Origin of the sequence: Halobellus limi (genome assembly GCF_004799685.1) — an archaeon.
Taxonomy (GTDB): domain Archaea; phylum Halobacteriota; class Halobacteria; order Halobacteriales; family Haloferacaceae; genus Haloquadratum; species Haloquadratum limi.
The window spans coordinates 231556-248827 of sequence record NZ_CP031311.1 but is presented as its reverse complement, the minus strand read 5'-3'; the positions used below and the strand labels follow the sequence as shown (position 1 = coordinate 248827).

Genomic DNA, 17272 nt, shown 5'->3' with positions numbered 1-17272 from the left:
CGCACGATGGCGTCGATTCCCCGCGGCGACGACCTCCCCGCGTACCTCGCGCCGCTGCCCGATCGGGTCGAGACGGCGACGCTCCGCCTCGCCTGGGTGGTGGTCGCCGTCAACCTCGCGGGCACCGCGTTCGGCTTCTGGTACTACCGGTTTCAGCTCCTGCACACGCCGCTCGTGATGTGGCCCGTCGTTCCCGACAGTCCCCTCGCGACGGTCCTCATGGCCGCGAGCCTCGGGTCGTGGAAGCTCGGCCGAGACCGCGACTGGATTCACGCGCTGGCGTTCGTCGGGAACCTGAAGTACGGCCTCTGGGTGGTCGTCGTCCAACTCGCGATCAACGACGTGCTCACGAGCGGCGATCCCTACCTCTGGTTCCTGTTCGTCAGTCACCTCGGGATGGGGCTCCAGGCGTTCGTGATCTACCGGTACGCCGAGTTCACAGTCCCGAGCGTCGGCCTCGCCGCGGCCTGGTTCGGCTTCAACGACGTGGTCGATTACCTCCTCCCCGTCGTCGGCGACTACCACCACGCGTACTTCGGCCCGGAGTTCGTCGTCGGCGGCGACCACGCCACCCGCGCCCACGACGTCGCCGCGGCCGCGGCCGTCAGTCTGACCATACTCGCGACGTTTCTGGCGCTCGCGATTCGCGTCCGCCGGTTGGAGAACGAGGCCGCGGGCGGAGGCGAGTGACCCTGCGTCGTGCTCGACAGTATCAGTCGTCCGCGGAGGCCGTCTCGGTCACGTCGAGTTCGTCCTCGGCGGCCGCGATGCCGGCGTCGACGTCGACGTCGACGCCCGCGTCGGCCATCGCCTCGCCGACGGTCCGGACGCCCCGGAGGATGGCCGAATCGGGGAGCCCCCCCATATTGCTCACGCGGAAGATCGTCCCGCCGAGGTGGCCCTGCCCGCCGGAGATGCTGACGTTGCGCGCGTCGACGCCGTCGAAGAACGCGTCGGCGTCGTCGCCGGAGACGGCGTCCGGAAGCGACACCGACGTCACGGTGTTCGACAGTTCCGTCTCCCCGGTCGCGTCGGCGAAGAGATCGAGTCCCATTGCGGTGAAGCCGGCGCGGAACGCCGCGGCCTGCCGGCGGTGTCGGGCGATCCGCGTCGGCATCGTCTCCTCGACGATGTCCTCGACGGCGACCGCCATCGCGCGGAACAGCGGCACGGCGCTGGTGAAGGGCGTCTGGTGGGACTCGGACTTTCGGAGGTGCCACTCTAAGTCCTCGTAGAACGGCGCGGACTCGCCGTCGAGGTCGTCTTTCACTTCGTCGGTGACATACATCGCGCTGATGCCCGGCGGGGCCGCGAGCGCCTTCTGCGCATCCGTGACCGCGATATCGACGTTCCAGGCGTCGAGTTCGAAGACGTCGCCGCCGATCGAGGTGACGCCGTCGACGACGAACCGGGCGTCGTACTCGTCGGCGACCGCGCCCACGCCGGCCACGGGATTCAAGAGTCCCGTGCTGGTCTCGTTGTGGACCATCGTCACCACGTCGGTCTCCTCGGTCACCACGGCGCGGACGTCGGCCAGCGGGATCGACTCGCCCCACGGGACCTCCACGCGCGTGACGTCGGCGTAGCGCTCGGCGATCCGCGCGAAGCGGCGGCCGAACTTCCCGTTGACGAGCGCGACGACGTGGCCGCCGTCCCCGACCAGGTTGGCGACGGCCGCCTCCATCCCCATCGAGGCGGTGCCGTTGAGGAGCAGCGAGGTCCCGCCGCCCGAAGTCGCCGTCGAGGACCCGTCGAGCGTCGACTGCTCGAAGATGTAGTCGAGACCGTCCTGTGCACGCTCGTAGACCGCCTCGAACGCCGCGGATCGGTGCGAGACCATCGGCTCGTCCATCGCCGCCGACACCTCGTCGGTGACGGGCACCGGACCGGGGTTGAGGAGCAGGAAGTCCTCTTCCATACGCGGCGATTGCGGCGCTGGGGGATAAGCGATACGGGTTTCCGTCGACAGTGCGGTCGCGCGTGGGAATTCACACGAATTCGAGTTTTCCGGCGCGGCCGACGCGTCCACTCACCCAGCGGGGCGTCCAACTCCCCGCCGGCCGGTCCACCGCGACGAAGCACCAACTCCCCGCCGGCCGGTCCGTCGATAGAGTGACGAAGCATCTAACTCCTCGCCGCTCGATCCGTCGATAGAATGAGCGACGAGGCGTCGGCGGAGACGGATCCGACGGGACGCGGCGGCGGGGGCGACCCGGAACTGGCGTACGCCGATCCGGACAATCCGTACCTCCGCGACCCCGACACCGACTTCGAACCGGTCGAGGAACTGAGCCGCGAGGAGGCCGAAGCCGAGGCCGACGCGCTCAGAGCGGCGATCCGCGAGCACGACCACCGCTACTACGTGCTGGCGGAGCCTCTCGTCTCGGACCGCGCCTACGACGAACTGTTCGCGCGACTGCAGGAGCTCGAAGACCGGTTCGACCTCGACACCGCGAGGAGCCCCACTCGGCGCGTCGGGGGGGAGCCGCTCGACGAGCTCGACGCGGTCGAACACCGCGCGCCGATGCTCTCGATCGAACAGTCGACCGAGGCCGACGACCTCCGAGAGTTCGACCGGCGCGTCCGCGAGGCGGTCGGCGACGTCGACTACGTCTGCGAGCCGAAGTTCGACGGCCTCTCGGTGGAGGTCGTCTACGAGGACGGCGAGTACGTCCGGGCGGCGACCCGCGGCGACGGCGAGGTCGGCGACGACGTGACCGAACAGGTGCGGACGATCCGCTCGATTCCGCTGGCGCTCTGCGGCGACTACCCCGACTCGCTGGCGGTCCGCGGCGAGGTGTTCATGCCGAGAGACGCCTTCCGCGAGCACAACCGCGAGCGGGTCGAGCGCGACGAGGAACCGTTCGCGAACCCGCGGAACGCCGCCGCCGGGACGCTCCGCCAACTCGACCCCTCGGTCGTCGCCGACCGGCCGCTCGATTGCTTCTTCTACGACGTGCTCGACGCCAGCGAGGTCCCCGACAGCCAGTCGGCGACGCTGGACCGACTCCGCGAGTGGGGCTTCCACGTGAACGACCGGGTCGAGGTCGTCGAGGGCGTAGGGGACGCGATCGACTACCGCGACGCGCTGCTGGAGGCGCGCGAGGACCTGAACTACGAGATCGACGGCACCGTGATCAAGGTCGACGCCCGCGACGCCCGCGAGCGGCTGGGGTCGACCAGCCGCGCGGTCCGGTGGGCGTTCGCCTACAAGTTCCCGCCGCGCGCGGAGGTGACGCGGGTGACGGACGTCGTCGTGCAGGTCGGTCGGACCGGTCGGCTCACTCCGGTCGCCCTCCTGGATCCGGTCGACGTCGGCGGCGTCACCGTCTCGCGGGCGTCGCTGCACAACCCCGAGGAGATCGAACGCCTCGGCGTCGGCGTCGGCGACGAGGTGCGCGTCCGGCGGGCGGGAGACGTCATCCCCGAGGTCGCCGAAGTGCTCGAAAAGCGCGCCGAGGGGACGTTCGACTTCCCGGAGACGTGCCCGGTCTGCGGCAGTCCCGTCGAACGCGACGGCCCGCTGGCGTTCTGCACGGGCGGGCTCACCTGCGACGCACAGCTCGTCAGAGCGATCGTTCACTACGGCAGCAGGAAGGCGCTGGACATCGACGGCCTCGGCGAGGAGCGCGTCGAACAGCTGGTCGACGCGGGCGTCCTGACGTCGCTTCCGGACCTCTACCGGCTCTCCGTCGAGGATCTGGCCGACCTCGAGGGGTGGGGCGAGACGAGCGCACGGAACCTCGTCGACGCGGTCGACGCCACGCGGTCGCCGCCGCTGCCCGACTTTCTCGTCGCACTCGGGATTCCCGAGGTGGGCGGCAGCACGGCCCGGAACCTCGCGCGGGAGTTCGGCGACCTCGACGCGGTGATGGCGGCGAGCGAGGCGGAGCTACAGGCCGTCGACGACGTGGGACCGACGGTCGCGACGCACATCCACGAGTTCTTCGCCAACGAGAAGAACCGCGCCGTCGTCGACGAGCTCCGCGACGTCGGCGTCGCACCGGAGCCGGTCGAGACCGACGAAGCGGGTGCGGCGCTCGCCGGCCTGACGTTCGTCTTCACGGGCTCGCTGTCGGTGACGCGGACCGAGGCGCAGGGGGTGGTCGAGCGCCACGGGGCCACGGCGACCGGGAGCGTCTCGGGCAACACCGACTACCTCGTCGTCGGCGAGAACCCGGGCCGGACGAAGCGCGACGACGCCGACGCGAACGGCGTCCCGACGCTCGACGAGGACGAGTTCGCGAGGCTGCTCGACGAGCACGGGATCGACTACCCGCCGACCGAGTGAGAGGGGACCACCGGCCACGAGCAGCGCGCGTCGCGCCGGAAAAATCGACGCCGCGGGAACGAGGGAAAACGTCGCGACGGGGAGGACTCGGCCAACGGCCGGGGACCGGCGCCGCCGGAGCCGAGACGGAGTCAGTCGCGGTGGCGACTGTCGTCAGGCACACGGATCGTCGTCGCCCGGCGGCGGTCGAGTCTCCAGAGGTCCGAAAGCGGCCGCAGCAGTCCCCGCATACGGAGTACTCTCAGTTGCTACTGCCGAGCGCCGGCAACGGGGGTGGCGCTCGACGGGAAGAGACGAGCGTAATCAGTATCAGTCGTCTGCGGGGACCTCGCCGGTGAACGTCGAATCGGAGCACTCGCCGACCCTGATCGCCCCGCCGCTCTCGACGCAGACCTCCTGGCCCGCGTATTCGAACGAAACCTCGACGTCGCCGGGACCTCTCGCGAGCGAGTCGAGCGCGTCCGGATCGATCGAATCGTAGAGCGGCGGCAACTCCAGCGGGTCCGTTCCAGTAGCGCGCGCTACCTGCTCGACGACCTGTTCGGACACCGTGGTCTCCACCATACGCTATCCGTGCGACGGTACAACATAAATATTAGTCAGACACATTCATAATAATAGACACTTTTTCGGTCGCGGGCGGACGGTTCGCCCGCCGCGTGGCGCCCCGAAGTCCATCCGTTGGACACCGGATCCGTGCCCGGCGGTACTCACAGATCGGCGCGTTCGAACGCCCAGTAGCCGACCACCGCGGGAATAACGATCCACGCGAGCAGGATCACGAACAGGAACCAGCCCGAGAAGTAAAACGGCGGCGATCCTTCGAGAACCGGAGCGAGAATCGCGCGTTCGCCGAACGTGGTACTGACGAGTCGCGCCTGGGTCGGGCCGTAGTACAGCTGCGCGGCGAGCGTCTCGTAGGTCTTCAGCGGGTTCAGATACTTCAGGAACACGCCGATCTTGACGCGCGTGAGTTCCGCGACGCCGCCGCCACCGAGCTGCTCGGCCGCGTAGTTCAGGAGCTTCGGGATCCCCTCCGAGACCGACCCCCAGAGGATCGCGAAGACCAGATACAGCCCCATCGTCGCGAGCGTCGCCTCGCGGTTCGAGTCGGCGAGAGCGGAGATGCTGAGCCCGACCGAGACGAACGCGACGCCCAGGAGCGCCGTGAGCGCGACCTGGGGGACGAACGAACCGAGTTCGAGCCGGGTCCCCGTCGCTAGGAGGACGACGAACGTCGCGAAGAAGCCGACGAGGAGCGCGGCGACGACGACGCCCGAGCGGCCGAGGAGCTTCCCGACGACGGCGTCGAGCCGCGAGTTCGGCAGCGACAGGAGCAGTTTGATCGATCCCGACTCGCGCTCCTCGGTGATCGACCCGTACGACGTCGAGAGCGCGACGAACCCGAGGACGAGCGCGAGCAGCCCGGGGAACGAGAAGCTGAACACGCCGAGGCTGGCGAAGAAGCCGAAGAGGTTCGACACCTGCCGGCTGTCCGGGCCCAAGAGCGCGCCGAAGAAGAGCGCCGCGGCCCCGCCGAGGAACAGCACGAAAAACAGCGTCGAGCCGTGGAGCCACCGCGAGCGGATCGCGTCGCGGAACTCCTTGCGGGCGACGGCCTGCCAGCTCATCGCGCCACCTCCGTGTCCTCGACGGACGCCTCTGACTCCCCGTCGTCGCCCTCGTCGTCTACGGCGGCAGAGTCGGACGCGTCGGCCGATCCGGCCGCAGCGCCGTCGACCGCGACGTCGCTTTCGTCCTCGGTGTAGGCGAGGAACAGGTCCTCCAGAGAGGCCTCCTCGGTCGTGAAGTCGGTGACGGTGACGCCGCGTTCCTCCAGTTCCGTGACGACCGTGGTCTTGGCGTCGCTGTCGCAGGCCACCCGGAGGGCGTCGTCGCCGTCGCGGTCGACGCTCTGGACCCCCGAGAGGTCGCGGACCTCCGCGAGCACCTCGTCGGTGACCGGCTCCCCGACCGCGACGCGGAGGGTCGCGTCGGCGTCGGTCGCTCGGCGCAGCCCGTCGATGGAGTCGACGGCGACGAGCTCACCGCCGCGGAGGATGCCGACGCGGTCGCAGACGGCCTCGACCTGTTCGAGGATGTGGCTGGAGAAGAACACGGTCGTGCCGCGCTCGGCCTCCGAGAGGACGATTTCGCGCATCTCCTTCGCGCCGGCGGGATCGAGCCCCGAGGAGGGTTCGTCGAGGACGAGCAGGTCCGGATCGCCGACGAGCGCCATCGCGAGTGCGAGGCGCTGTCGCATCCCCTTCGAGTAGCCGCCGGCCTTTCGGTCGGCCGCGTCCGCGAGGCCGACGCGCTCTAAGACGGCGTCGGGGTCGGCGTCGACCTCCTTCGAGTCGACGGCGAACTCGACGTGCGCGCGACCTGTCAAACGATCATACACGTCGAATCCTTCCGGGAGGACGCCGGTTCGCTCCCGGACGGCGACGCTCTCTTCGCGGGCGTCGTGACCCAGGACGGTCACGGTACCCTCGGTGGGCCGGACGAAGTCGAGGAGGACGTTGATCGTGGTCGATTTTCCGGCCCCGTTGGGGCCGAGGAACCCGAAGACCTCACCCTCCTCGACGGTCAACGAGAGATTCGAGACGGCGGTGACGTCCTCGAAACGCTTCGTCACCCCGTCGAGTTCGATAGCGGTCATAGGCGAGGGTTGTCAGGTCCGTTCATAAAGCGTTTGGTGGCGTAATCAGCGCTGAGACTCACGGAGACGGGCCGGCAGGCGTGCCGCCCCGTCCGTGCCCTGTTGTCAGTCCCCGGCGTCCACGGGAGCGGAACTCACACCTCGTCGTCGGGGTCGTACTGCTCGCGCATCCGCGCGGCCTCCGTCGCGTACCGGTCTCGAACTTCGTCGTCGTCGACGGGGTCGAGGTCCTCACGGGCCACGTCGACGGCGGCGCTCGTTCCGGAGCCGCGCTGTCGCATGATCGTCGTCGAGATCTGTTTGCGGCGGACGTGAGAGCCGTCCGGGGTCGCATACACCATGTCGACGAGCCCGCGGTCGGTGTAGGTCCGCTCGACGAGCCAACAGCGGACGGCGTCCCCCGAATCGTCGGAGTTGCCGGCGCGGTTCTCGGGGTCGTCAGCACGATCCTCTGAAGGGTCGGCGTCGACGTCGCTCATATTTCCCCTCTTCGGGCGAGGCGTTTGTAGCTGCCGCACCGGGTCGACCGTCCGCCTCACCACGCCCGCGCCGGCGTGCCGTCGCGTCACGCTCAAGCCGCTCGGTCGATTACGACTACCAGATGGAGCGCAGCGAACTTCGCGAGCGCGCCGCGGAGTTGCCCACCGATCCGGGCGTCTATCAGTTCCTCGACGGCGAGGACGTCCTCTACGTCGGCAAGGCCGTGGACGTCCGCGACCGAGTCCGCTCGTACGCCGACCCGCGCGGGGAACGCATCCGACAGATGGTCGAACGGGCCGGCTCGATCGACGTCGCCGTCACGGACACCGAGACGCAGGCGCTGCTGCTCGAGGCGAACCTGATCAAGCGACACCAGCCGCGGTACAACGTCCGACTGAAGGACGACAAGTCCTACCCGCTCGTGCAACTCACGGACCACCCGGTCCCGCGGATCGAGGTGACCCGCGACCCCGACCCGGGTGCGACGGTCTTCGGTCCGTTCACCGACAAGGGCCGCGTCGACACCGTGGTGAAGGCGCTCCGGGAGACGTACGGCCTCCGCGGCTGTTCGGATCACAAGTACGCGAACCGCGAGCGGCCCTGCCTGGACTACGAGATGGGCCTGTGCACCGCGCCCTGTACCGGCGAGATCGACGCCGACGCCTACCGCGATGACGTCGAGTCCGCCGTCCGGTTCTTCGAGGGCGAGACGGGCGCGCTGGCCGATCCGCTCCGTCGGAAGATGGAGACGGCCGCGGAGTCCGAGCAGTTCGAGCGCGCCGCGAACCTCCGGGACCGCCTCGACGCCGTCGAGGCGTTCCACGGCGCCGGCGAGGAGGCCGTCTCCGCGCAGTCGGACGAACGCGCCGTCGACGTCCTCGGCGTCGCGGTCGAGGGCGACGGCGCGACGGTGGCGCGGCTCCACAGCGAGCGCGGACAGCTCGTCGACCGCTCGCGTCACCACCTCGACGCGCCCGAGGGCGGGGAGCGCTCGGCCGCGGTGCTCTCGGCGTTTCTCACGCAGTACTACGCCGAGCGCGACCTGCCGGACGCGATCCTCTGCTCGGAGCGACCCGACGACGGGGACATCCTCGCGTGGCTGAACGCCGAGGGGGTCGACGTCCGCGTCCCCGGCGCGGGCCGGGAGTCGAAGCTCGTCGACCTCGCGCTCAAGAACGCCCGAACCGGTTCGGACCGCCGCGACGGGACGGGCGCGCTCGCCGACGCGCTCGGGCTGTCTTCGATCACCCGAATCGAGGGCTTCGACGTGAGCCACGCCGGTGGCACGGCGGTCGTCGGCAGCGACGTCTGCTTCGTCGACGGGGCGGCCGAGAAGTCCGACTACCGCCGGAAGCGACTCGCCGACGGCAACGACGACTACGCGCGGATGCGCGAACTCGTCCGCTGGCGGGCCGAGCGGGCCGTCGAGGGTCGCGACGATCGACCGGATCCCGACCTCCTCCTGATCGACGGCGGCGAGGGACAACTCGGTGCCGCACGGGACGCGCTCGCGGAGACCGGCTGGGGCGTGCCGGTCGTCGCGCTCGCGAAGGAGCGGGAGCTCGTGATCACGCCCGACGGCGTCCGCGACTGGGACAGCGACGATCCGGCGCTGCACCTCCTCCAGCGCGTCCGCGACGAGGCCCACCGCTTCGCCGTCCAGTACCACCAGACCCTCCGGGACGACGTCCACACGGTCTTAGAAGACGTGCCGGGCGTCGGCGAGCAGACCCGGCGTGCGCTCCTCAGGCGGTTCGGGAGCGTCGAGAACGTCCGGGCGGCGTCGACCTCGGACCTGACGGACGTTCCGGGCGTCGGCGAGGGGACGGCACGGAGGCTACAGGAACGCCTGTGAGCGCGGCGTCGAGCGCGGATTGTCCGGTCGGTTTCGGCACTGTGGATGCGCAACGAGTGGCTGACAGTCGGCACGAGCGGCCTCGACCCTCGCGTCGTCGTGCCGAACGACCGCGTTCGACGCGAGGGCGACTGCTACGTCACGCGGCGTCTGGCCGCTCGATCGTATATAAAGGTACGCGGGCGAACGACCGCCGTGCCGCGGTCGGGTCGCGTCCGCGCCCGCCGCGAGCCGAATCCTTAATATTCGATAATTCCCCACGTCGTAGTATGGACGATATTTTCGTCGCACGCGTGATGTCCTCGCCGGTGCACACCGTCTCCCCGGACACGCTGGTCGAGGACGCCGCACAGAAGATGCTGGACGAAGAGATCGGGTCGGTCGTCGTCGTCGACGACGGCCAACTCGTCGGCATCCTCACCAACACCGACTTCGTGAAGATCGTCGCCGAGCGGAAACCGAAGGACCGGACGCCCGTCTCGGCGTACATGTCCGACACGGCGGTGACGACGACCGCGCAGGTCCCGATCGCGCAGGTCGCCGAATCGATGATCGAACACGGCATCCACCACGTCCCGGTCGTCGACGACGACGGCGCGGTCATCGGGATGGTGACGACGACCGACCTGGCGTCGTACGTCTCTCACCTCCGAGCGACGAGCGCGTAGTCGGCGGTTTCGCCCCGAGAGTAAAAACGCTCGTCGTGACGGGCCGTCCTCAGGCGACCTTCTCGTACTGCTCGGACAGTTTCTCGGCGGCCTCGTCCATCAGTTCCCGCTCGTACTCGTCGAGGTCCCACTCGACGACCGCCTCGGCGCCGTCGGAACCGAGTTTCAGCGGGACGCCGAAGGCGGTGTCCTCGTACCCGAACTCGCCGTCGAGCGCGATCGATCCCGGGAGCACCTCGCCGGTGTCGCGGAGGATCGCCTCGACGGTGTGAGCGACGCCCGTCGCGGGGCCCCACTGCGTCGCGCCCTTGCGCTCGATGACGTCCATCGCCGACTCCTGGAGGTCGCCGAGGATCTCCTCGCGTTCGTCGGGCGAGAACTCGGGATCGGCGCCGTCGACGCGGACTTTCGAGAAGACCGGGACCTGCGCGTCGCCGTGCTCGCCGAGGATCGTCGCCTCGACGTTCTTCACGGGCGCGTCGAAGCGCTGGCTGAGCACGTAGCGGAAGCGCGCGGAGTCGAGCCGTCCGCCGAAGCCGATCACCTTGTGGCGGTCGCGGTCGCCCGATTCGTAGAGGTGCCGGTTCAGCAGGTCGACGGGGTTCGAGGTCGTGACGGAGACGAAGTCGTCGTTGTGCTCGGCGAGTGAGGAGCCGATGTCCTCCATAATCGGCGCGTTGTCGCCGGCGAGGTCGATCCGCGTCTGGCCCGGCTGACGCGGAATGCCCGCGGTGATGACGACGACGTCCGATCCCGCGGTGTCCTCGTAGGTGCCCTGGACGACCTCGGTGTTGGAGTCGTAGGCGACGCCGTGGTTCGCGTCCGCGGCCTGTCCGACCGTCTCGTCCTCCTTGTCGGGGATGTCGACGAAGACGAGTTCGTCGGCGACGTCCCTGAGGGCGAGGTTGTACCCGGCGGCGGCACCGACCGTTCCGGCGGCGCCGACCACGCTGACTTTCGTCATATCGAGTAGAGAAGGCGTCGGAGTTCGATTAAACGCTTCGGAAGTGTGAACCGCCCTCGCACGAGCCGGACCGTGATTTCGCGATGACGGCAGGATTCCCGCGAGCAACGCGCGGCGGGATTCACGGTCGCTCACTCCGTTCGCTCTCTGATTCGAATCCCGCCCGGTGCGTTCAGATACGCCTCGCTTCGTTCGTTGATCTCGCGGCGCGACGGGACTCCCACGAGCGAAGCGAGTGGGAGGTCGTCGCGCGAGTGAAATCTTCGATTTCACGAGCGCGACGGGATTCGAACCACGGTCGCTCACTCCGTTCGCTCTCTGATTCGAATCCCGCCCGGTACGTTCAGATACGCCTCGCTTCGCTCGGCGATCTTCACGAGCGCGACGGGATTCGAACCCGCGACCATCGGATTAGAAGTCCGACGCTCTGTCCGACTGAGCTACGCGCCCTCGTCGCAGTCAAATCGGTCGCGGGTAAAAAGGAGTACGGGTTCGGTATCGGGGACGGTCCGACCACGGAACGACGGTCGTCCGCCGGCGACGCCGCTCCGCCGAGCGCAACGCGTAAGGTCGGGTGCCGTGAATCGACGCGTAATGAAGGTCATCGGCACCGTCGGACTTCCAGGCAGCGGCAAGGGCGAGGCCGCCGCCGTCGCCCGCGAGGCGGACGTTCCGGTCGTCACGATGGGCGACGTGATCCGGAAGGCCTGTCTTGACCGCGGTTTCGACCCCGCAGAGCACCACGGCGAGATGGCGCGGACGCTCCGCGAGGAGGGCGGCCCCGCGGCCATCGCCGAGCAGTCGCTCCCGCTGATCGAGTCCGAACTGGAGACGAGCGACGTCGTCCTCGTCGACGGCCTGCGTTCGGACGTCGAACTCGACCGCTTCCGCGAGGCGTTCGGCGAGGACTTCCTGCTCGTGAGCATCGAGGCGCCGTTCGAGACGCGCGCGGAACGCCTGCTCGAACGCGACCGCGACGACTCCGACGTCGACCGAGAGGCGCTTCGCGAGCGCGAGGAGCGCGAACTCGGGTTCGGGATGGGCGAGGTGATGGACCGCGCGGACGTCGTCGTCGAGAACACCGACTCGCTGTCGGCGTTCCGCGAGCGGGTCCGAGCGATCCTCGGCGGCGAGTTCGCGAGCCTCGCTGACGACGAGCACGTGCACGTCGCCGAGTCCGCCGTCGAAGGCTCCGGTTCGACCGCGGACCGCGCCGACGCGACCGCCGAGGCCGACGCCGGTGAGTCGCGATGATCTACCGCGTCGACGCCCGGATCGTCGCGCCGGTCCGCGACACGGAGGTGACAGACCGCGTCGAGGACGCGGTCCGCAACCTGTTCCCGAACGTGGAGTTCGAGCACCGGCCGGGAGAGTTGGTGGGTGAAACCCACTCGCTGGAGCGCTTCTCCGAGCGCCTCCACGAGCAGGAGATCCTCGAAACCGCCCGCACGGAGTTCTTCAAGCGCGCCGACGACGAGGGGTTCTCCTTCGCGCTGAAGAAGCAGGCGGCGTTCAAGGGCGTGATCAACTTCGCCGTCGGGAACCCCGACGAACTCGGGGACATCCAGGTGCACGTCACGGTCAACGAGCCCGACGTCGAGTCGTACATCGACCACGTCGCGCCGCCGACGGAGGACGGGCGGCCGGTCGATCCCGACGAGCGAGAGTAGCGGCCGGGCAGCCCCAACGGGCGAGAGCGGCGACCGGGCGATCCCGACGGGCGGTCGGCAAAGACGTTCGGTCCGCGGCTCACACCGGTGCGAGAAGCAGGACCAGCGCCGCCGCGATGAAGACGATCTTCAGCGCCGTGTTGACGACGATCACCTTCGAGCCGAACTTCGGCCCCCAGATGCCGTACTGGAAGGGGATCGAGCGCTTGAACGTCGAGACCGCGAAGGAGACGATCCCGCCGAGCAGCATCGTGGCCACGGCCGTCCGCGGGGTGAACGTCGACCCGATCATCGGCGCGATGGTCGCCGCGCCGGCGGTCGTGTCGAAGGCGAACACCGCGATGACCGGCAGCGACGCCCCGGGAAGGCCCAAGAGCGCCGTCAGGGGTTCGGCGACCGCCGTCGCCGACTCCAGGTCGTACGTCCGGACGAGGAGCGTGACGAGCACGTAGACGATCGCCAGCCGCGGGACGATGCGCTTCAGTTTCGGCCACGTCTTCTCGCCGGCGGTGCGGAGGACCTCGAGCGGCGGTTCGGGGTCGTCGACGTCGGCGGCGACCGCGGGATCGCCGCGTTCGGTCGCCCCGTCGGCCGCAAGCCCGCCGTCGGTCGCGCTCTCGGAACCGGCAGAGCGGGGCGCGGCGGCGGGAGCGCGGTCGCCCGAGAGCAGCACCGTTCCCGCGAGGACGCCGGCGATCGTGATCCCGAGCGCGACGGCGGCGCGCGCGCCGACGTAGAGCAGGCCGACTTCGAGCCCGAGGATCGGGATCAACACCGGCGCGTAGAAGGTGAAGATGTGCTGGACGAAGCCGAAGAAGGTGTTCATCGTGACGGCGATGAGCGTCTCGACGTCGTCGAGTCGGCCCGACTCCCGGAAGTCCGCGAGCATCCCGTAGCCCGCGGTCGTCGACGCCGCGGTCGTGACGATGGCGGTCCCGACCTCGTCGGGGAGGTTCGCCGGCCGGGTGAGGTACTTCGAGACGGTCGCGATCTTCTCGACGAGGCCGAAGCCGACGGCGACGTTCGCGAGGAAGACGCCGACCGCGATGAAGACGGCGATGCGGGCGACTCGCGGGGCGACCTCGACGAGCACGGGCCAGACCGATTCGACGAGGACGAGCCAGGCCGAGGCGACGATCCCTGCGGGTTGCACGCGCGGCGCTTGGCGCGCCGCCGACTAATCGGCGTCGGTTGCGGAGGGTCGATCAATCGGCGTCGGTTGCGGAGGGTCGATCAATCGGCGTCCGTTGCGATACGGCGGACCGTCGCGCTAGCGAGGTCGCCGTTGGTTTGGTCCCCGCTTTAGAGGAGCACCTGCACGGTCGCGAACAGCACCACGACCCCGAGGACGTCGCAGGTGTTGGTGACGACCGGGATGACGACGTCGTCGGGGTCGAGACTGAACCGATAGGCGACGTACGTGACCGAGAGCGTCACCGCGACCGCGAGGACGGCGAGGGCGATCCCCGAACTGAGCGCGACGGCGACCACCGTCCCGGGACCGAGTCGAACGCCGCCGAACACCGCGGTGAGACCCCACGCGCCGATCCCCACGATCGGGAAGATGGAGATCGCGAGCGCGAGCGTCGCGAGGGCGTTGCCGGCGAGGTGTTCGTCCGTCGGATCGAACGAGAGCGTCCCGAGGTGAAACGATGTCGAGAGCCGGGCGGCGAGGATGCTCCCGAGGTTTCCCGCCGTGCCGATCGTCACGGGCACGAGCGCGAGCAGGGTGGGATACCGCAGGAGTTGCGCCTCGAACTGGCCGAGTACGAGGCCGCTGCCGACCTCGACGAGCGTCAGGGCGAGAAGCACCGGGAGCATCGCGCGCGTGATCGCCCGGACGGTCCAGTCGGTCGCCACTCAGATCACCCCGGCGGCGGACAGGACGAGCCTGACCGCCACGAGCAGGAACAACATTCCGAAGAGGTCGCCCGTCGTCGTCACGAGCGGCCCAACGAGCGTGTCGGGGTCGCGGCCGCGGCGGTAGCCTGCGAAGACGGCGGTGACGACGACGCCCGCGAGCGTGACCCCCGAGAGCAGCCCCGAGAGGACCGCGGTCGCGACGAGCACGGGCAGCGGCGCGACGGTGTCGCCGAGTGCGGTGAGGATCGCGAACACCGCGACGGCCGCGAACGACGACACGAGCAGGCCGTTCGCCAGGGCCGCCGCCACCGCCGCGCGGAGGCGCTCGTCGCCGCCGCGCACTCGGGGTTCCACGAGCCCCTGGTGGAGCGCGGTCGAGATGCGCGCCCCGAGCGAACCGTAGACGTTGCCGCGGGTCGCGAGCAGCGCGGGGACGAGAACGAGCAGGCCGGGGACCGCGCGCAGTTCCGCGCGCATTCCGCTGAGAACGACGCCCGCGAACAGGCCGCCGACGAGGCTCGCAGCGAGCGCTGGGAGCGCCTCGCGGTAGGCATCGCGAGCCACCTCCCGGACGGTCATACGACGGCCGACGGGCGCGGGGGTCAAAAATCGGACGTGTCGCGGCCGACATCGAACGCGTTCCGATCGACGCCGAACGCGTCGCGGCCGCCGACCACGAAATCAGAGCGCTATCCGAACGGCCCGAGGCCGCCACCGCCACCGCCGCCGAGGCCGCCCATCCCGCCGCCACCGCCGCCCTGATTCTGGAGCTTCTTCATCATCCGCTGCATGTCGCCGTCGCCCATCCCCTGGAACTGCTGGATGGTCTGCTCCATCATCTTGTGCTGTTCGAGGAGTTCGCGGACGGTCTCTTCGTCCTTCCCGGAGCCGCGGGCGATCCGGCGGGTCCGGGACGCGCCGATCGAGCGGGGATTCTCCAGTTCGTCGTCGGTCATCGAGTCCATAATGACGTCGAAGGCGCGCATCCGGTCCTGGGTGACGTCCATCGCGTCGTCCGGCAGCTGGTCTTTGAACCCGCCGCCGAGGCCCGGGATCATATCGAGGACCTGATCGAGCGGCCCCATCCGGTTCATCGCCTCCATCTGCTTCTGCATATCCTTGAGGGTGAACGACCCCTCCATAATGTCTTCGGGGTCCCAGTCGTCTTCCTCCTCTCCCGTCTCGGCCATCGCGCGCTCGACGCGCTCGGAGAGCTGCTTGAGGTCGCCCATCCCGAGCAGTCGGGAGATGAAGCCGTTGGGCTCGAAGCGCTCGATGTCCTGGACGGTCTCGCCGGTCCCCAGGAAGGCGATCGAGGAGCCGGTCTCGTTGACGGCAGTGAGCGCACCCCCGCCCTTCGCCGTCCCATCGAGTTTGGTGACGACGACGCCGCCGATGCCGATGGCGTCGTCGAACTCGCGGGCCTGCTCCTTCGCGCCCTGGCCGATCGCGGCGTCCAGCACAAGGAGCGAGCGGTCGGGCTCGACGACCGACTCGATCTCCTCGATCTCGGCGATGAGGTCGTCTTCGAGGGCGTGCCGACCGGCGGTGTCGACGATGTGGACGTCGGCGTCCTCGGTGGCTTCGAGGCCCTCGCGGGCGATCGTGACGGGGTCGGACTCGTCGGGATCGCCGTAGAACTCCACCTCGGCGCGCTCGCACATCTGCTTGGCCTGGTCGTAGGCGCCGGGGCGGAAGGTGTCCGTCTGGATGACGGCGGGACGGAGTCCCTTCTTCGAGAACCACCACGCCATCTTCGCGGCGCTCGTGGTCTTGCCCGACCCCTGGAGCCCGGCGAGGAGGATCGTCTGGGACTCCAGCGGGAGGTCCGTCGACTCGCCGACGAGGTCGACGAGTTCCTCGTAGACGATCCTGAGGACGTGGTCCCGCGCGGACGTCCCCGCGGGCGGTTCCTCCTCGGTCGCGCGCTCTTCGATCGACGAGGAGAGGTCCATCACGAGATCGACTTCGACGTCGGCGGAGAGCAGCGAGCGCTGGATCTCCTTGACGATCTCCTCGACGTCCTCCTCGTCGAGGCGGGACTTCCCCTGCAGCTTGTCGAGACTGCTTCGGAGGGAACTCCCGAGATTATCGAGTACCATTACCGCTCTCTACGCCACCACGCGGGTAAAGGCTTTTTCTGCGACGCCGACGATCGGTCTCCCGTGCCGCTCGTCTCCGACGTCGTTTCCTTCGTTCCGGACCTCCCGACCTACCTCGCCTTCTGCGCGGCCGCCGTCGCGCTCATCCTCACGCCCGGCCCGGACACGATGTACGTCCTCGCGCGGGGGATCCAGAGCCGCGACGCCGGCGTCCGGTCGGCGTTCGGCGTCTCCACCGGCGTCCTCTTCCACACGACGGCGGCGGCCCTGGGTCTCGCCGCGCTCCTCCGCGCCGCCCCCGCCGCCTACCGGATCGTCAAGTACGCCGGCGCGGTCTATCTCGTCTACCTCGGCGTGCAGGCGATCAGGAACGACGAGTTCGGCGCTGCGGGGGAGAGGGGCGGAGCGGCCGCGAACGCGACGGGGAGCTTCCGCCGCGGCGTCCTCGTCAACGCGCTCAACCCGAAGGTGGCGCTGTTCTTCCTCGCGTTCCTCCCCGGGTTCGCCGGGTCCGGCCCCGACGCCGCCGTCCGGATGCTGTTTCTCGGGGCGACCTACGCCGCGCTGACGGCGGTGTACCTCTCGGGCGTCGCCGTCGCGTCCGGCCGCGTGGGAGACGCGCTCTCTTCGGCGACCACGACCTCGCGGCTGAGTTGGCTCGGCGGCGGCGCGATGATCACCCTGGGGCTGGCGCTGGCGGTCGACTGATCGCGAGCG

The 17272-nt window shown here is 69.4% G+C and carries 17 protein-coding genes and 1 tRNA gene; 7 read left to right on the top strand and 11 right to left on the bottom strand.

From position 1 onward, the window contains the following. Positions 1-6: 6 nt before the first annotated feature. Positions 7-690 (top strand): DUF1405 domain-containing protein, encoded by a 684-nt coding sequence (locus tag DV707_RS01255; RefSeq protein WP_103990987.1) that lies wholly within the window; start codon positions 7-9, stop codon positions 688-690. Between the two features lie 22 nt (positions 691-712). Here DV707_RS01255 and DV707_RS01250 read toward each other — a convergent pair whose 3' ends face one another. Beyond that, a complete protein-coding gene (locus DV707_RS01250) occupies positions 713-1918 on the bottom strand; it encodes a pyridoxal-phosphate-dependent aminotransferase family protein (protein ID WP_103990988.1) in 1206 nt (401 codons plus the stop codon). A gap of 237 nt (positions 1919-2155) precedes the next feature. Between DV707_RS01250 and ligA the strand changes: the two genes are divergently transcribed. After that, positions 2156-4291, top strand: a complete 2136-nt coding sequence (gene ligA, locus DV707_RS01245; protein WP_103990989.1) for an NAD-dependent DNA ligase LigA — start codon at positions 2156-2158, stop codon at positions 4289-4291. A 309-nt stretch (positions 4292-4600) separates the two neighbouring features. Here ligA and DV707_RS01240 read toward each other — a convergent pair whose 3' ends face one another. The 4 genes from DV707_RS01240 to DV707_RS01225 form a co-directional block, all read right to left on the bottom strand. Continuing rightward, entirely contained in the window at positions 4601-4855 is a 255-nt protein-coding gene (locus tag DV707_RS01240) for a HalOD1 output domain-containing protein (RefSeq protein ID WP_103990990.1), read from the bottom strand. Between the two features lie 146 nt (positions 4856-5001). After that, positions 5002-5922: an ABC transporter permease gene (locus DV707_RS01235; RefSeq protein ID WP_103990991.1), complete on the bottom strand. Its 921-nt coding sequence runs from the start codon at positions 5920-5922 to the stop codon at positions 5002-5004. Continuing rightward, complete coding sequence (locus DV707_RS01230; RefSeq protein WP_103990992.1) at positions 5919-6953, bottom strand: ABC transporter ATP-binding protein; 1035 nt, start codon at positions 6951-6953, stop codon at positions 5919-5921. Before DV707_RS01230 ends, DV707_RS01235 begins: the two co-directional genes overlap by 4 nt. Before the next feature lie 134 nt (positions 6954-7087). Continuing rightward, the gene (locus tag DV707_RS01225; protein ID WP_103990993.1) at positions 7088-7432 is read right to left on the bottom strand and encodes a hypothetical protein; all 345 of its coding nucleotides are present in this window, start codon (positions 7430-7432) and stop codon (positions 7088-7090) included. Between the two features lie 122 nt (positions 7433-7554). On the opposite strand from DV707_RS01225, the gene DV707_RS01220 reads away from it, so the two are divergent. Both DV707_RS01220 and DV707_RS01215 read left to right on the top strand, forming a co-directional pair. Then, positions 7555-9288: an excinuclease ABC subunit C gene (locus tag DV707_RS01220; protein ID WP_103990994.1), complete on the top strand. Its 1734-nt coding sequence runs from the start codon at positions 7555-7557 to the stop codon at positions 9286-9288. A gap of 269 nt (positions 9289-9557) precedes the next feature. Continuing rightward, complete coding sequence (locus DV707_RS01215) at positions 9558-9956, top strand: CBS domain-containing protein (RefSeq protein ID WP_103990996.1); 399 nt, start codon at positions 9558-9560, stop codon at positions 9954-9956. Between the two features lie 49 nt (positions 9957-10005). Here DV707_RS01215 and mdh read toward each other — a convergent pair whose 3' ends face one another. Continuing rightward, positions 10006-10920 (bottom strand): malate dehydrogenase, encoded by a 915-nt coding sequence (mdh, locus tag DV707_RS01210; RefSeq protein WP_103990997.1) that lies wholly within the window; start codon positions 10918-10920, stop codon positions 10006-10008. A 376-nt stretch (positions 10921-11296) separates the two neighbouring features. Next, positions 11297-11370, bottom strand: a tRNA-Arg gene (locus DV707_RS01205). A gap of 144 nt (positions 11371-11514) precedes the next feature. On the opposite strand from DV707_RS01205, the gene DV707_RS01200 reads away from it, so the two are divergent. Beyond that, positions 11515-12174: an AAA family ATPase gene (locus DV707_RS01200; RefSeq protein WP_103990998.1), complete on the top strand. Its 660-nt coding sequence runs from the start codon at positions 11515-11517 to the stop codon at positions 12172-12174. Next, positions 12171-12590, top strand: a complete 420-nt coding sequence (locus DV707_RS01195) for an RNA-binding domain-containing protein (RefSeq protein WP_103990999.1) — start codon at positions 12171-12173, stop codon at positions 12588-12590. Before DV707_RS01200 ends, DV707_RS01195 begins: the two co-directional genes overlap by 4 nt. Positions 12591-12669: 79 nt before the next feature. On the opposite strand, the gene DV707_RS01190 is transcribed toward DV707_RS01195, so the two are convergent. The 4 genes from DV707_RS01190 to DV707_RS01175 form a co-directional block, all read right to left on the bottom strand. Continuing rightward, positions 12670-13743, bottom strand: coding sequence for a nucleoside recognition protein (locus DV707_RS01190; protein WP_235010733.1), 1074 nt, complete (start codon positions 13741-13743; stop codon positions 12670-12672). Between the two features lie 149 nt (positions 13744-13892). Further along, positions 13893-14450: a magnesium transporter gene (locus DV707_RS01185; RefSeq protein WP_103991000.1), complete on the bottom strand. Its 558-nt coding sequence runs from the start codon at positions 14448-14450 to the stop codon at positions 13893-13895. Beyond that, positions 14451-15032, bottom strand: coding sequence for a magnesium transporter (locus DV707_RS01180; protein WP_103991001.1), 582 nt, complete (start codon positions 15030-15032; stop codon positions 14451-14453). It lies immediately after the preceding gene. Between the two features lie 110 nt (positions 15033-15142). Further along, a complete protein-coding gene (locus DV707_RS01175; protein WP_103991002.1) occupies positions 15143-16555 on the bottom strand; it encodes a signal recognition particle protein Srp54 in 1413 nt (470 codons plus the stop codon). Positions 16556-16618: 63 nt separating this feature from the next. On the opposite strand from DV707_RS01175, the gene DV707_RS01170 reads away from it, so the two are divergent. Continuing rightward, positions 16619-17263 carry a LysE family translocator gene (locus DV707_RS01170; protein WP_103991003.1) on the top strand — a complete coding sequence of 215 codons (645 nt, stop codon included), beginning with the start codon at positions 16619-16621 and terminating at the stop codon, positions 17261-17263. Positions 17264-17272 lie beyond the last annotated feature (9 nt).

What these genes read in the sequence shown, in the direction of transcription:
- DV707_RS01255 (WP_103990987.1), top strand. Translation starts at nt 7, where the DNA reads ATGGCGTCGATTCCCCGCGGCGACGACCTCCCCGCGTACCTCGCGCCG.
- DV707_RS01250 (WP_103990988.1), bottom strand. Translation starts at nt 1,918, where the DNA reads ATGGAAGAGGACTTCCTGCTCCTCAACCCCGGTCCGGTGCCCGTCACC.
- ligA (WP_103990989.1), top strand. Translation starts at nt 2,156, where the DNA reads ATGAGCGACGAGGCGTCGGCGGAGACGGATCCGACGGGACGCGGCGGC.
- DV707_RS01240 (WP_103990990.1), bottom strand. Translation starts at nt 4,855, where the DNA reads ATGGTGGAGACCACGGTGTCCGAACAGGTCGTCGAGCAGGTAGCGCGC.
- DV707_RS01235 (WP_103990991.1), bottom strand. Translation starts at nt 5,922, where the DNA reads ATGAGCTGGCAGGCCGTCGCCCGCAAGGAGTTCCGCGACGCGATCCGC.
- DV707_RS01230 (WP_103990992.1), bottom strand. Translation starts at nt 6,953, where the DNA reads ATGACCGCTATCGAACTCGACGGGGTGACGAAGCGTTTCGAGGACGTC.
- DV707_RS01225 (WP_103990993.1), bottom strand. Translation starts at nt 7,432, where the DNA reads ATGAGCGACGTCGACGCCGACCCTTCAGAGGATCGTGCTGACGACCCC.
- DV707_RS01220 (WP_103990994.1), top strand. Translation starts at nt 7,555, where the DNA reads ATGGAGCGCAGCGAACTTCGCGAGCGCGCCGCGGAGTTGCCCACCGAT.
- DV707_RS01215 (WP_103990996.1), top strand. Translation starts at nt 9,558, where the DNA reads ATGGACGATATTTTCGTCGCACGCGTGATGTCCTCGCCGGTGCACACC.
- mdh (WP_103990997.1), bottom strand. Translation starts at nt 10,920, where the DNA reads ATGACGAAAGTCAGCGTGGTCGGCGCCGCCGGAACGGTCGGTGCCGCC.
- DV707_RS01200 (WP_103990998.1), top strand. Translation starts at nt 11,515, where the DNA reads ATGAAGGTCATCGGCACCGTCGGACTTCCAGGCAGCGGCAAGGGCGAG.
- DV707_RS01195 (WP_103990999.1), top strand. Translation starts at nt 12,171, where the DNA reads ATGATCTACCGCGTCGACGCCCGGATCGTCGCGCCGGTCCGCGACACG.
- DV707_RS01180 (WP_103991001.1), bottom strand. Translation starts at nt 15,032, where the DNA reads ATGACCGTCCGGGAGGTGGCTCGCGATGCCTACCGCGAGGCGCTCCCA.
- DV707_RS01175 (WP_103991002.1), bottom strand. Translation starts at nt 16,555, where the DNA reads ATGGTACTCGATAATCTCGGGAGTTCCCTCCGAAGCAGTCTCGACAAG.